The organism is Sphingosinithalassobacter sp. CS137 (genome assembly GCF_014334115.1).
Lineage (GTDB): Bacteria > Pseudomonadota > Alphaproteobacteria > Sphingomonadales > Sphingomonadaceae > Sphingomonas.
Genome location: NZ_CP060494.1, coordinates 1350007 through 1362973, shown reverse-complemented (window position 1 = coordinate 1362973; position 12967 = coordinate 1350007). Strand labels below are relative to the sequence as shown.

General features: G+C 66.5%; 13 protein-coding genes. 4 read left to right on the top strand and 9 right to left on the bottom strand.

Annotated features, from left to right (window positions below; genetic code table 11):
• Positions 1–106 precede the first annotated feature (106 nt).
• Positions 107–1015 carry a DMT family transporter gene (locus H7V21_RS06735; protein WP_188056062.1) on the top strand — a complete coding sequence of 303 codons (909 nt, stop codon included), beginning with the start codon at positions 107–109 and terminating at the stop codon, positions 1013–1015.
• Between the two features lie 89 nt (positions 1016–1104).
• On the opposite strand, the gene H7V21_RS06730 is transcribed toward H7V21_RS06735, so the two are convergent.
• The 7 genes from H7V21_RS06730 to H7V21_RS06700 all read right to left on the bottom strand — a co-directional run bounded on the left by H7V21_RS06730 (position 1105) and on the right by H7V21_RS06700 (position 6879).
• Positions 1105–1356 (bottom strand): ATP synthase F1 subunit epsilon, encoded by a 252-nt coding sequence (locus H7V21_RS06730; RefSeq protein ID WP_188056061.1) that lies wholly within the window; start codon positions 1354–1356, stop codon positions 1105–1107.
• Between the two features lie 99 nt (positions 1357–1455).
• On the bottom strand, positions 1456–2931 hold the full coding sequence (gene atpD / locus H7V21_RS06725; RefSeq protein WP_188056060.1) for a F0F1 ATP synthase subunit beta: 1476 nt from the start codon (positions 2929–2931) through the stop codon (positions 1456–1458).
• A complete protein-coding gene (locus H7V21_RS06720; protein ID WP_188056059.1) occupies positions 2915–3565 on the bottom strand; it encodes a DUF6030 family protein in 651 nt (216 codons plus the stop codon). The genes atpD and H7V21_RS06720 overlap by 17 nt, the downstream gene beginning before the upstream one ends.
• Positions 3565–4443: a F0F1 ATP synthase subunit gamma gene (locus tag H7V21_RS06715; RefSeq protein ID WP_188056058.1), complete on the bottom strand. Its 879-nt coding sequence runs from the start codon at positions 4441–4443 to the stop codon at positions 3565–3567. The genes H7V21_RS06720 and H7V21_RS06715 overlap by 1 nt, the downstream gene beginning before the upstream one ends.
• 3 nt (positions 4444–4446) lie before the next feature.
• Positions 4447–4740, bottom strand: coding sequence for a putative quinol monooxygenase (locus H7V21_RS06710; protein WP_188056057.1), 294 nt, complete (start codon positions 4738–4740; stop codon positions 4447–4449).
• A 7-nt stretch (positions 4741–4747) separates the two neighbouring features.
• Positions 4748–6277 (bottom strand): F0F1 ATP synthase subunit alpha, encoded by a 1530-nt coding sequence (gene atpA, locus H7V21_RS06705; RefSeq protein WP_188056056.1) that lies wholly within the window; start codon positions 6275–6277, stop codon positions 4748–4750.
• Between the two features lie 32 nt (positions 6278–6309).
• Positions 6310–6879 carry a F0F1 ATP synthase subunit delta gene (locus H7V21_RS06700; protein ID WP_410482673.1) on the bottom strand — a complete coding sequence of 190 codons (570 nt, stop codon included), beginning with the start codon at positions 6877–6879 and terminating at the stop codon, positions 6310–6312.
• 195 nt (positions 6880–7074) lie between these two features.
• On the opposite strand from H7V21_RS06700, the gene H7V21_RS06695 reads away from it, so the two are divergent.
• Positions 7075–8019, top strand: a complete 945-nt coding sequence (locus tag H7V21_RS06695) for a tetratricopeptide repeat protein (protein WP_188056055.1) — start codon at positions 7075–7077, stop codon at positions 8017–8019.
• Positions 8020–8036: 17 nt separating this feature from the next.
• Here the strand turns inward: H7V21_RS06695 and H7V21_RS06690 are convergent, their stop codons facing one another.
• A complete protein-coding gene (locus H7V21_RS06690) occupies positions 8037–9542 on the bottom strand; it encodes a DEAD/DEAH box helicase (protein WP_188056054.1) in 1506 nt (501 codons plus the stop codon).
• Between the two features lie 286 nt (positions 9543–9828).
• Here H7V21_RS06690 and H7V21_RS06685 point away from each other — a divergent pair, with 286 nt between their 5' ends.
• Both H7V21_RS06685 and ada read left to right on the top strand, forming a co-directional pair.
• The gene (locus tag H7V21_RS06685) at positions 9829–10263 is read left to right on the top strand and encodes a PilZ domain-containing protein (RefSeq protein ID WP_188056053.1); all 435 of its coding nucleotides are present in this window, start codon (positions 9829–9831) and stop codon (positions 10261–10263) included.
• 87 nt (positions 10264–10350) lie between these two features.
• The gene (ada, locus tag H7V21_RS06680) at positions 10351–11391 is read left to right on the top strand and encodes a bifunctional DNA-binding transcriptional regulator/O6-methylguanine-DNA methyltransferase Ada (RefSeq protein ID WP_188056052.1); all 1041 of its coding nucleotides are present in this window, start codon (positions 10351–10353) and stop codon (positions 11389–11391) included.
• A 3-nt stretch (positions 11392–11394) separates the two neighbouring features.
• Here ada and H7V21_RS06675 read toward each other — a convergent pair whose 3' ends face one another.
• On the bottom strand, positions 11395–12942 hold the full coding sequence (locus tag H7V21_RS06675) for a S1C family serine protease (RefSeq protein ID WP_262504041.1): 1548 nt from the start codon (positions 12940–12942) through the stop codon (positions 11395–11397).
• Positions 12943–12967: the final 25 nt, after the last annotated feature.

Genomic DNA, 12967 nt, shown 5'->3' with positions numbered 1-12967 from the left:
AACCCTGGTTGTGCCGGCCCAAACCCCGGTTGTGCAGCGTTAGGGGCCAAGGTTTGACAATTGCCTAACCACGTTCGAAGCGCGCTCTCGATCACCCGGGGGATGAATGGACGCAAGGAACGATGTGGTGCGCGGGCTCGGCTTCGCGCTGGCGGGTTTCGCGCTGCTGTCGTTCGGCGACGCGGTGGTGAAATCGATGGCTGGGCACTGGCCGGGCAGCGCCGTCGGCGCCCTGCGGTACAGCTTCGGCCTTCTGGGGCTCGCGGCAGCGGTCGGACTCGTCGAAGGACGGCGCGGCTTCAGGCTTCCGCGACCAAAGCTTCAGCTGCTACGCGGCGGCGCAGTCGCGACAGCGACCTTCGGCTTCTTCATGGCGGTGCATCTGATGCCGCTCGCCGACGCCACCTCGATCACCTTCACTAGCCCAATGCTTACGGCGCTCTTGTCTGCCTGGTTCCTGAACGAGCGGGCAGGCCGTCCGGTGTGGATCGCGACCGCAATTGCTTTTGCTGGCGTGCTGATCGTGTTGCGCCCGGAAGTCGCTCGGCTCGGTATCGCGGCGGGATTGCCGCTGCTGGCGGCGGTCGGCATGGCGGTGCTGATGGTGGGAAACCGAACGGTTTCCGGGCTGGCCTCGCCGCTTGCGATGCAGCTTCTGGTCGCGCTGTTCGCCGCCCCGATCCTCGTCGCGATGGCGGTGACGATGCACCTCAGCGGCGTTCCCGCCTTTCACGCCGACTGGCCGCCGATCAGTGTGGTGCTGCGCTGTGCGCTGGTGGCGTTCACTGCCACATGCGGTCACTTCCTGATCTACATGGCGACCACGCGCGCGAACGCGGCGGTGATCGCGCCGATGACCTATGTGCAGTTGCTGGTGGCGATCGCGCTCGGCTGGACCTTCTTCGGCGATGTACCGGACGAAGCGACGCTGGGGGGAGCATCGTTGATCGTGGTGGCCGGGCTGTTCCTGTGGCGTTCGCAGCGTCGCCCGAAGGCCGTGTCGGTAGGCGAGTGAGCAAAGTGCCGGAGGCCGATAGCAAAACGGAGGCGGCGGCATGTGCCGCGCGCCTCCGCCTCGAATACCTGCCGCAGTGACCGCGGGTGTCAGCCGGCCTTTTCGGCAAGGACCGTTAGGCCCTTGTCGTTCACTTCGGCAAAGCCGCCTTCGATGCGCAGCGTCTCGGGCTCGCCCTTCTCGGTGCGATAGATCGAAAGCGTGCCGTCGCGCACGGTCGACATCAACGGCGCATGGCCTTCCAGGACGCCAAAGTCGCCTTCGGTGCCGGGAACGACGACCATGTGCACGTCCTCGGACCGGACGAGCTTCTCAGGCGTGACGAGTTCGAAGTGCAGCATTCTCGGATCTCACTCCCCTCCCGCGCGCGGAAGGGGCTGGGGGTGAGCTCGCCTAGGGCGAGCGATCCTCTCCCGAGCAGCGGGAGAGGACAGGTCTTCTTACGCTTCTTCCGCCATTTTGGCGGCCTTGGCGACCGCATCGTCGATGCCGCCCACCATGTAGAAGGCGCTCTCCGGCAGGTGGTCGTATTCGCCGTTCACCACGGCCTTGAAGCTGCGGATCGTGTCCTCCAGCTCGACGAACTTGCCGGGGATGTTGGTGAACACCTCGGCGACATGGAACGGCTGAGACAGGAAACGCTGGATCTTGCGTGCGCGGGCGACGGTCAGCTTATCCTCCTCGGAAAGCTCGTCCATGCCCAGAATCGCGATGATGTCCTGCAGCGACTTGTACTTCTGCAGCGTCGACTGCACCGCGCGGGCGGTCTCGTAATGCTCCTGGCCGACGATGCGCGGCTCGAGCACGCGACTGGTGGAATCGAGCGGATCCACCGCCGGATAGATGCCGAGCTCCGAGATCGCGCGGTTGAGCACGGTCGTGGCGTCGAGGTGGGCGAACGAAGTCGCCGGCGCCGGGTCGGTAAGGTCGTCCGCAGGCACGTACACTGCCTGCACCGAGGTGATCGACCCCTTGTTGGTCGAGGTGATGCGCTCCTGCAGCGCGCCCATGTCGGTCGACAGCGTCGGCTGATAGCCCACCGCCGAGGGGATGCGGCCGAGCAGCGCCGACACTTCCGCGCCCGCCTGGGTGAAGCGGAAGATGTTGTCCACGAAGAACAGCACGTCCTGGCCTTCGACGTCGCGGAAATATTCCGCGATCGTCAGACCGGAGAGCGCGACACGGGCGCGGGCGCCCGGCGGCTCGTTCATCTGGCCATAGACCAGGGCCACCTTCGAGCCTTCGCTGATCGCATTGCCGTCAGCGTCCTTGGCGATCACGCCCGCGTCGAGAAACTCGTGATACAGGTCGTTGCCCTCGCGGGTGCGTTCGCCGACGCCCGCGAACACCGAGGTGCCGCCATGGCCCTTCGCGATGTTGTTGATCAGCTCCTGGATGAGCACGGTCTTGCCCACGCCCGCGCCGCCGAACAGGCCGATCTTGCCGCCCTTCGCATAGGGGGCGAGCAGGTCGATCACCTTGATGCCAGTGACCAGGATCGCGCTCTCGGTCGACTGATCGACGAACTCGGGAGCCTTGGCGTGGATCGGGGCGGTCTGCTCCGCGCCGATGGGGCCGCGCTCGTCGATCGGCTCGCCGACGACGTTCATGATGCGGCCCAGCGTCTTGGGACCGACGGGCATGCGAATCTGGCTGCCGGTATCGGTCACCGCCTGCCCGCGGGTGAGGCCGTCGGTGCCGTCCATCGCGATGCAGCGGACGCTGTTCTCGCCAAGATGCTGCGCGACTTCCAGCACCAGCCGATTGCCGTTGTTGTCGGTCTCCAGCGCCGAAAGAATGGCGGGCAGATTGCCTTCGTCGAACTGCACGTCGACGACGGCGCCGATCACCTGAGCGATGCGGCCCACATTGTTGCTGCCCGTCGTCGGGCGGTCGAGTTCAGCGGCGGTTGCCATCTTCGGTTCCTTGGGCTTCCGGTTCTTGAGTTGCCGGGGCCGTAGCCCCGTTGCGCGAAATTGTCACGATCAGGCGGCGAGCCTCGACGGCTTCGCCTGCGATCGGTTCCTTGTCATATGCCAGCACGGCCTGGCCGAGTTCGTCGCGGGCGGACGCCTCGGCGGCGATGTTTCGGCGCACTGCCGCAGCGTCTTCATAGCCATAGTAGCTCAGGAAGCCGGCGACGATGTCGGCGAAGCGCTGCTTCGCCACCGCGGCATCGCCCGGATCGGTGATCGCCAGCGTGAAACGCAGTTGGTCGATCTGATCGGCCTGCGCGCCCGACGCCGCGAATCCGGTACTGTTCGGCGCTTCGGCCCCAGTGTCGGACAGCGGCGAGTCGATGCCGGTCGAGCCGAACCCGGCGCCACCATCAATGGCAGCGTAGGGCCGCGCATTATAACCAAATTGATTGGCATAGGCGATCGTGCGCTCCGGCGCGGCGAACAGCCGTTGCCAGTCGTCCATCGCCGCTACTTGCTCGGCACGGCGCGCTTCCTTCTCCAGCACCGTCAGTGCCGTTTCGTCGGACGCGCCGCCGCACCCGGCGAGCGCCAGGCACAAAGCCGTCGTGACGAAGGCGCGGTTTCGCATCAGAGCGCCTCGGCACCCGAGATGATCTCGACGAGCTCGGTGGTGATCGCCGCCTGGCGCGTACGGTTGTACTCGATGTTGAGCCGCTTGATGAGATCGCCTGCGTTTCGCGTGGCGTTGTCCATCGCGGTCATCTTGGACCCCTGCTCGGACGCGGCGTTCTCGCGCATCGCACGATAAACCTGAACGGCCACATTGCGCGGCAGCAGATCGGCGAGGATCTCCTCTTCGCCGGGTTCATACTCGACGGTCGCGGAATCGCTCGAGACCGCGTCGGCCTCAGGAATCGCGACCGGAATCAGCTGCTGCTCGGTAGGTTCCTGCGTCAGCACCGATTTGAAGGTCGAGTAGAACAGATGGGCGACGTCAAAGTCTCCCGCCTCGAAGCGATCGATCAGATCCTGTGCATAGCCCTGCGCGTCGGCGAAGTTCAGCTTGCCGAGGTCGCCCGGCTCCACTGCGTGCACCTGATCGTCAGGGTACAGGCGGCGCAGCACTGCGCGGCCCTTGCGGCCGATTGTATAGAATTTTACCGTCTTGCCCTGCTTGCGCAGTTCTTCGGCGCGGCGCCGGGCAAGGCGTGCGATGTTGGTGTTGAACGCACCGGCCAGGCCCTTGTCAGACGTGGCGACGACGAACAGGTGCACCTGTTCCTTGCCCGTGCCGGCGAGCAGCTTCGGCGAGGATTCGCTGCGCGACACGCGCGAGGCGAGGCTCGCCACCACGCTCTCCAGCCGCTCGGCATAGGGGCGTCCGGCCTCCGCCGCCTCCTGTGCGCGACGCAGCTTTGCGGCGGCGACCATCTTCATCGCCTTGGTGATCTTCTGCGTCGACTTCACGGAGCCGATGCGCATCTTGAGAGCCTTGAGGCTAGCCATCCCTCAGCCTTCCAGCGGCTTCACTTCGACGAGTTCCGGCGCCTGCTGCAGCCAGCCCTCATACTTGGCGAAGACGTTCTTGGTATAATCCTGCGAATGGTGGAAATCGAACGCTGCCCGATCCGTCCATTCCTCGAAAATGAAGATACGCGCCGATCCGTCGACGGCGCGGCGCGGCTCGAACGCGACGCATCCCGCTTCGCCACGCGTCGCCGGGACGATCTCGGCCACTGCTGCGCAGGCGGCGTCGATATGCTCCGGCTTAACGGTGATCGTGGCGAACACGGTGTACGGCATCAGACGATCAGGCGAAGGTCTTGCCGAAAGCGTCGAGTGCCGCCTTCATCTTGTCGCGCGTCTCATCGGACAGCGCCTTGGTCTCACGGATCGAGTCGAGCACGTCCTGGTGATTGGCGCGCATGTCGGCGAGCATGGCCGCTTCATAGCGGGTGACCGCGTCAACCGGCACGCTGTCGAGATAGCCGTTGGTGCCCGCAAAGATCGAGACGACCTGCTCCTCGAACGGCATCGGGCTGAACTGCGGCTGCTTCAGCAATTCGGTCAGCCGCGCGCCGCGATTGAGCAGCCTTTGCGTCGAGGCGTCGAGGTCCGATCCGAACTGCGCGAACGCAGCCATCTCGCGATACTGGGCCAGCTCGAGCTTGATCGAGCCAGCGACTTTTTTCATCGCCTTCGTCTGCGCGGCGCCGCCGACGCGGCTCACCGACAGGCCAACGTTGATTGCGGGGCGGATGCCGGCGAAGAACAGGTCGGTTTCGAGGAAGATCTGGCCGTCGGTGATCGAGATCACGTTCGTCGGGATGTACGCCGAAACGTCGCCCGCCTGCGTCTCGATGATCGGCAGCGCGGTGAGCGAACCGGCGCCGTGGTCCTCGTTCATCTTCGCCGCGCGCTCGAGCAGGCGGCTGTGCAGATAGAAGACATCGCCGGGATAGGCCTCGCGGCCCGGCGGGCGGCGCAGCAGCAGCGACATCTGGCGATAGGCGACCGCCTGCTTCGAAAGATCGTCATACACGATCACGGCATGCATGCCGTTGTCGCGGAAGAACTCGCCCATCGTGCAGCCGGTGTAGGGCGCGAGGAACTGGAGCGGCGCGGGCTCAGACGCAGTCGCGGCGACGACGATGGAATACTCCATCGCGCCATTCTCTTCGAGCTGGCGGACGATCTGCGCCACGGTCGAACGCTTCTGGCCCACCGCGACGTAGATGCAGTAGAGCTTCTTGCTCTCGTCGTCGCCCTTGTTGACTTCGCGCTGGTTGATGAAGGTATCGATCGCGACGGCCGACTTGCCGGTCTGGCGGTCGCCGATGATCAGCTCGCGCTGGCCGCGGCCAACCGGGACGAGCGCGTCAATCGCCTTGAGGCCGGTCTGCACCGGCTCGTGCACCGACTTGCGCGGGATGATGCCCGGCGCCTTCACTTCCACGCGGCGGCGCTCGGTCGATTCGATCGGGCCCTTGCCGTCGATCGGATTGCCGAGGCCATCGACCACGCGGCCGAGCAGACCCTTGCCGACGGGCACGTCCACGATGGTGCCGGTGCGCTTGACGATGTCGCCTTCCTTGATCTCGGCGTCCGAGCCGAAGATCACGACGCCGACATTGTCGGCCTCGAGGTTGAGCGCCATGCCCTGCACGCCGTTGGCGAACTCGACCATCTCACCCGCCTGGACATTGTCGAGGCCGTGGATGCGCGCGATGCCATCGCCGACCGACAGCACCTGCCCGGTTTCGGAAACCTGTGCTTCGGTGCCGAAGCTGGCGATCTGGTCCTTGATGACCTTCGAGATTTCTGCGGCGCGAATATCCATGACTTAGCCTTTCCCCGACAGCGGTACCGCCGTCATCCTTTCATTGCGTGCGCGAGTGCGTTCAAACGAGTTTGGATCGAGGTGTCGACCATCTGGCTGCCGATCTTCACGACAAGGCCGCCGAGGAGTGAGGGATCGACCGAAAGGTCGAGCTTGACGTCGCGACCAACCCGCTGGCGCAGCTGCTGTTCGAGCGTACGCACCTGATCGTCGCTGAGCGGATGCGCCGACACCACTTCGGCAGTCGTCTCGCCGCGGTGTTGCGCCGCGAGCGCACGATAGGCCCGGATCACTGCGGGGAGCTGCGCGAGCCGCCGGTTCTCCGCGAGCACGCCGAGAAACTTCGCCGTCGTCGGATCGAGCTTCAGCGTCTCGGCTACCGCGGCGACTGCCTTCATCGCTTCTTCGCGTGCCACCAGCGGGCTGGTGGTCAGCCGGCGAAACTCGTCCGATTCGGCAAGCGCCGCACGGAGAGTGCCGAGACTCGACTCGACTGCGTCGATCGTCTTCGATTCGGCCGCCAGATCGAACAGCGCAGTCGCGTAACGGCCGCTGAGGCTCGCCTGGATGCTGCTGCCGATGTTACCGCTGGATGTCTCCACGCGATTCAATTCCTCACTCGGGAAAATTGGCCCCACACGAAAAGGGGGCTGCACCGGCTCCCGCCTCGTGCCCCCGATGGGTTGCGCGGGCTGCTAGCAGCGGGCCGCGGGGGATGCAAGTCGGGTGCCGCAGCCTTGCGGCAATGCCCCACGAGTGCGATTGGAACGCACCGTTAACGAGCCGGGGGAATCGTCATGACGGCAATCTGGAGCATGTGCCGCGGCATCGCCGCGCTGCTGGCGCTGGGCGGGGCCAGTGCAGCGCACGCCGAATCGGTGGAATTGGTCGGGACATTCCCGGCGCCGTTCCGGGAGGCGGCGATGCTGCACTCGATGGCGATCGAGCGTTTCGGCGGTGAAGACGGGCGCCAGCTTCAGCTTGCGGTCGAACGCGCGTTGCTCACGCCCGATCTTTCCGGAGCGACTCACTTCGACATCGTGGCTGATCGGCGGCGTCGCGGCGCAGCGAGGGCCGACGGCCTGCTGTCCGGAGTGGTGACCAGCGGAGTCGAAGAAGGGCGCGTGCGGCTGAAGCGCAAGCGCTGCGTCGAGCGTGATGGTGACGGGGACTGCACGCGCGAGGAGGACGTCGATGTGAATTGCACGCGGCGCATCGTGAACGTGCGTGCCGATTTGCGCCTCTCGCGCGAGCATGATGGCAGGATTCTCTATTCGGAATCCAAGCCGTTCCGGGACGAAATCAGCTGGTGCCCCGGCGAACAGCCGGCGCGGACGGTCGAGGAAACGATCGCCGGCGCGGTCGAAGGCTTCGCGAGCTCCGTGCGCTTCGATCTCGTGCCCCGCACCGAGCGCTACAGCGCCCGCTTCCGCGAGAGCAGCAGCGGACTGCCGCGTGAGCTGCGGCAGCGCCAGCGCGACGTGGTGCGGCTGACGCAGCGCGATCTGGGCGCCGCCTGCGCCGCATGGGAAGAGATGAACGCGCTTGCGCCCGATCATCCTTCGATCGTCTACGATCTCGGCCTGTGTGCCGAGGCTCGCGGCGATTATGAGCAGGCGCTCGACTGGTATCTACGTGGCGCCCAGTTGAGCAACGACGGCATGGCGGCTGAAGCTGCCGAGCGCGTATTCGCCCTCATCCAGGGCCGCGAGGATGCATTGGAGCGCGTCGCGACACGCTGACGCGCTCCGGCGCGGGATCAGCCTTGGGCCGGGCCGCCATGACGACGCGGGCTGCCGCCGGACCGGGCGCGATAGCCGCCGTTGCCCGCATTGCCGCCGGCGCCGCGGTTAGGCCGGTCGCCGCGCGGCTGCGCGTCGTGCCGACGCTCGCCGCCCTGCGGCCGTGCAGGACGCTCGCCTGCCGGCCGCGCTTCGTTCCGCTGCGGACGCTCGCCGCGATCTGCGCGCTCGCCTGCGGGCCGCGCGCTATGCGCCGGACGCGGTTTGCGCTGGCCCTGCGGCGGTCGACGACCTTCGCGCTGCATTTCGCGACCGCGGCGGCCGTTGCTTTCGTCCCGAGTGGGCTTCACCGCCACGCGACTCGCCACCAGCGCTTCGGCACGTGCGACGAAGTCCTGCGGCAGCGGTGCTACAGTGAGCTTCTGGCGGGTAAGCTTCTCGATGTCCCGCAGATAGGTGCGCTCGTCGTCCGCGCAGTAGCTGATCGCGATGCCGTCATTGCCGGCGCGCGCAGTGCGGCCGATGCGGTGCACATATTGCTCGGGAACATTGGGCAGCTCGAAATTGAACACGTGACTTACGCCTGAGACATCGATGCCACGCGCGGCGATGTCGGTCGCGACGAGCACCTTCACTTTGCCCGAGCGGAATTCGCCGAGCGCACGCTCGCGCTGCGGCTGGCTCTTGTTGCCGTGAATGGCGTTCGCCTGAATCCCGTTGCCGGCGAGCAGGCGGACTACCCGATCCGCGCCATGCTTGGTGCGCGTGAAAACGAGCGCGCGGTCGATCGCCGGATCGTGAAGCGCCATCGTGAGCAGCGCCTGTTTTTCGGTCTGGCGGACGAAAGTGACATATTGATCGACGCGCTCGGCGGTGGTGGCAACCGGCGTCACTTTCACTTCGACCGGGTCGGACCGGAGGAACTGGCCCGCCAGTTCGCGGATCGTCTTGGGCATGGTCGCCGAGAAGAACAGCGACTGCCGCTTCGCCGGAAGCTCCTTCACAATCCGGCGCAGCGCGTGGATGAAGCCGAGGTCCATCATCTGGTCGGCTTCGTCGAGCACGAAGATCTCGAGGCTGGCGAGAATGCAGTAGCATTCGTCCATCAGGTCGACGAGGCGGCCGGGCGTGGCGACGAGGATGTCGACGCCGCGCGAAAGCTCCTGGCGGTTCTTGTTCACGGAAGTGCCGCCGAATACGGTGGCGACGCGCAGCGGGGTGCCCTTGGCGTAATCGCGGGCGCTGTCGGCGATCTGAGCCGCCAGTTCACGCGTCGGCGCCAGCACGAGCATTCGGCAGCCACGCGGCTGGGCGCGTCGTCCCGACGCCATCAGCCGCTCGATCGACGGCAGCATGAATGCGGCGGTCTTGCCGGTGCCGGTCTGGGCGATGCCCAGCAGATCGCGCCCCTCCAGCAGCGGCGGAATCGCCTGCGCCTGGATCGGGGTGGCCTGGCTGTAGCCCTTAGCCGCGAGGGCGGCGAGAGTCGTCTCGGCAAGGCCGAGGGTATTGAAGTCGGTCATGGAAAACTCGCATGTCGGCCGGGCGCACGACGCAAATGTCGCGTGCGCGGCGGGTCAAAAAAATGACGACCCGCGTGATTGGGGGAAGCCGATCAGAAAATGGACCGAGGCAGAGCCATGGCGGAAACCCGCCAGATCACGCTGCATGATGCCTCGATGTCCGCCATGTGGCGGTGCGGCATGGAATTGTCAATGCGCCGGGATGCAGGCGGATCGTTAACTGCGCCGCACCTACGCTCCCGCTCCCCGGCGAGATGGCCGGACGGCGGGAGAAGGCGGCGTGCTGGTGGCGCGACTGGAAGTGCTAGGTGAAGTTGATCGCCGCGGCGCGATCCGCTTCGTCGTGGACGGCGAGACGACTGCCCGGGGTATGGACGGGACCCCGGTGGACGTGATCGTCGAGGATTATTCGCGGACGGGCTTCCGGTTCGTCGGCGACGTGGACTTCCCCGTGGGGACACTCGTTTCAATCGGACTCGCCGGTGCCGGCGCGCGCGAGGCGAAGGTCATTCGCAGGGATGGCCCGCACCATGGCTGCGAGTTCCTGGTGCCGTTGCCGCAAAGCGTTATGAAGAAGGCGTTTCGCGGCCAGGAGGAAGTTGTTGCAGCACTCGAGGCTGCGCTGGCGCGCGCTACCGCGCCGGCGGCGGTCGATCCGGAGCCGCCGCAAAGGCTACGTCCGGGACGATGGTCGGGGATTGTGCGGCTGCTGCGGCGATGAACGGGAAGATTGGGCGCGACGTCCGCACACCGCTTTGATCGCAAGCGGCGGGATGCGCTGTGGCAGGCGGGCGCCTATACCGCTCGCATGATGGCTCTCCCGGCTCTGTGCGAAGACGAGGCGTATGCCGCTTTCGAGCGCCGCGATCGTTCCTATGACGGGCGCGTGATCGGCGCCGTCACGACGACGCGGATCTATTGCAAGCCGAGCTGTCCCGCCCGGCGGCCGAAGCGGGAACATGTGGTCTTCTATGCCGATCCCGCGGCCGCGCGCGCCGCGGGATTTCGCGCCTGCCTGCGCTGCAAGCCGGATGAGGTGGCGCGCGATCGGATCGCGGTGGCACAGGCGGTCGCGCTGATCGAAGCCGCCGAGGCGCCACTGCCGCTCGATGAGCTCGCCCGGCGGGTCGGCTACGCTCCGCACCACTTCCACCGGCTGTTCAAGCGCGCCACGGGAGTGACGCCCGCAGCCTATGCGCGGGGGCTTCGCGCCCGTCGCGCTGCCGCAGCGCTCAACCAGGAGGCAACCGTGACCGATGCCATCTACGAGGCGGGCTATTCGGCACCCAGCCGATTCTATGAGACTGCGGGTGCACGGCTGGGCATGACGCCGTCGGCGTGGAAGCAGGGCGGGGCGGGCGTGACAATTCGCTGGACCATTGCCGCGACCAGCCTCGGGCCGTTGCTGATCGCGGCCACCGAGAAGGGGTTGTGCCGAGTCTCCTTCGACGAAGATTCGGCGGCGCTCGTGCAGCGCTTTCCCAATGCCGAGATCGCCGCAGGCGGCGCCGCTCTGGAGGAACTTGCCGCCCGCGTCGTTGCCGAAGTGGAGACGCCGGGCCGCAACGCCGATTTGCCGCTCGATGTGCAGGGAACGGCATTTCAGGAGGCGGTGTGGCAGGCGCTGCGCGCGATTCCGCCCGGCGAGACGCGCAGCTATGCTCAGCTCGCCGCCGAGATCGGAAAGCCCGGTGCCGTCCGCGCGGCTGGCAGCGCTTGCGGCGCCAACAATGTCGCCGTGCTCATCCCCTGCCATCGGGTTCAGCGTTCCGACGGCAGCATGGGCGGCTACGCCTATGGCGTCGAGCGCAAGCGTGTTCTGCGCCGCCGCGAAGGCGTGGAGGACTAGCGGCTATTCCGCCGCGGCGACCGCCGGATCGCAGCGATAGACAAGCTTCTCGTTGAACACCTCCGGAAGCGCCGCCCGGATCGCCTGCTGGCGGGTGGCGAGCTGGGCGCGCGCGTCCTGATCGGCGGAACATTGCTTGAGCTCGACCTGCGAGCGAAGCTCGCGCGCCCGGCTCATCTGCTCGGCCGAAAGCAGGTACCGGGTGTTGGTATATGTCCGCGTCGCAGCGTCGAAAGTGAGGACGGAGACGGTCTGTTCCTCGGACGGCACCAGGATTCGCTCCCAGCTTCCGTTCGCTTCGGCATATTGGGTCCGGCCGTTGACACAGCCCTCGGCAGTGACCTCCAGCGGCACATCGTTCGTGCTCGAGACGGTCACGCGGCTTCGCTCGGGCACAAGCGTGCACAGCATTCGGCCGGCCACGATCGCGGCGGCGGCAGTGCTCTCCGCAGGTTCGGGAATTGCCTCGATGGTGCTCTCGTCGAAGCTGGGACGGCTGAAGAACAATGCGACTGCGCCCAGCATCAACACCACGCCGCCGATCGCGACCCACAACGCCTCGCGGCTGCGTCCGCGGGAGAGCAGCAGCCCTGCGCCGCCCACCGCCAATGCACCCAGCACCAGCAGCAGGGCGGCCGCGGCCATGTAATTCTCACGTGCGGCTTCGTTCTGTGCGCGCGCCTGGGCGATTGCCTCGGCGCGTGCCGCAGCTGTGCGCTCGGCTTCGGCGCGCTCGCGAGCCGCGCGCTCTTCGGCCGCTTGTTCGGCGGCGCTGCGATCCTGCGCCAGCCGTTCCTCGATGCTGACACACTCGACATTCACTGTCGCGATGTCTTGCTGTGCCTCGCGCAGGAAAGCGGTCAGCTCGCTGCCCGCGATGGCGAAGCCGAAGCTCGAGTCGCCTTCCTCGGCCCGCGTGATCGCCGAATTGACGCCCAGCACGCGCCCGCACCGATCGAGCAGTGGCCCGCCCGAATTGCCGCGCGCGATGCTGGCGGTATGGAGCAGTACGCTGGTGCCGATGAGAGTGCGACGGCCCGCGAAATTGCCTTGGCTGCGCACCGGCGATTGTGGAGTGATATAGGCGGCTGCCGACTGGGCGGTGGCGAGATCGACGTTGCCGGGATAGCCGAGTGCCACCATTGGCTCGCCTTCCTGCAACGGTCCCGTGAACAAGGTCAGCGGCGGCAGCCGCACGCCGCTGAATTCGATCAGCGCCAGATCGCGGTCGGGATCGAAGGCGATCAACCGGCCTTGAAAGGATTTCTGCCCTTCGGAGGGCACCACGCCGATCACCACATTGTCGGGATAGCGCGCAGCGAGTTCGACGACGTGCGCGTTTGTGACCACGCGATTGGGCGCCACGGCAAAGCCGCTGCCATGGCCGAACCCGACCACTTCGTCGCCGACGACCGCGATGGTGACGATCCGCACCACGCCGCGCCCGGCGGCGGCGATATCGTCTGCCCGCGCCGGCTGGATTCCGGCGAGCATCAGCGTCACCAGCAGGAGCAACCGCCGCACCATTCCCAACCCCGCGCTCGAATTCATCCACGCCGGGCTTAGGATCAAATCG

Excerpts from the sequence above, each read along its gene's own strand:
- H7V21_RS06735 (WP_188056062.1), top strand. The coding sequence starts at position 107 with ATGGACGCAAGGAACGATGTGGTGCGCGGGCTCGGCTTCGCGCTGGCG.
- H7V21_RS06730 (WP_188056061.1), bottom strand. The coding sequence starts at position 1,356 with ATGCTGCACTTCGAACTCGTCACGCCTGAGAAGCTCGTCCGGTCCGAG.
- atpD (WP_188056060.1), bottom strand. The coding sequence starts at position 2,931 with ATGGCAACCGCCGCTGAACTCGACCGCCCGACGACGGGCAGCAACAAT.
- H7V21_RS06720 (WP_188056059.1), bottom strand. The coding sequence starts at position 3,565 with ATGCGAAACCGCGCCTTCGTCACGACGGCTTTGTGCCTGGCGCTCGCC.
- H7V21_RS06715 (WP_188056058.1), bottom strand. The coding sequence starts at position 4,443 with ATGGCTAGCCTCAAGGCTCTCAAGATGCGCATCGGCTCCGTGAAGTCG.
- H7V21_RS06710 (WP_188056057.1), bottom strand. The coding sequence starts at position 4,740 with ATGCCGTACACCGTGTTCGCCACGATCACCGTTAAGCCGGAGCATATC.
- atpA (WP_188056056.1), bottom strand. The coding sequence starts at position 6,277 with ATGGATATTCGCGCCGCAGAAATCTCGAAGGTCATCAAGGACCAGATC.
- H7V21_RS06695 (WP_188056055.1), top strand. The coding sequence starts at position 7,075 with ATGACGGCAATCTGGAGCATGTGCCGCGGCATCGCCGCGCTGCTGGCG.
- H7V21_RS06690 (WP_188056054.1), bottom strand. The coding sequence starts at position 9,542 with ATGACCGACTTCAATACCCTCGGCCTTGCCGAGACGACTCTCGCCGCC.
- ada (WP_188056052.1), top strand. The coding sequence starts at position 10,351 with ATGATGGCTCTCCCGGCTCTGTGCGAAGACGAGGCGTATGCCGCTTTC.
- H7V21_RS06675 (WP_262504041.1), bottom strand. The coding sequence starts at position 12,942 with ATGAATTCGAGCGCGGGGTTGGGAATGGTGCGGCGGTTGCTCCTGCTG.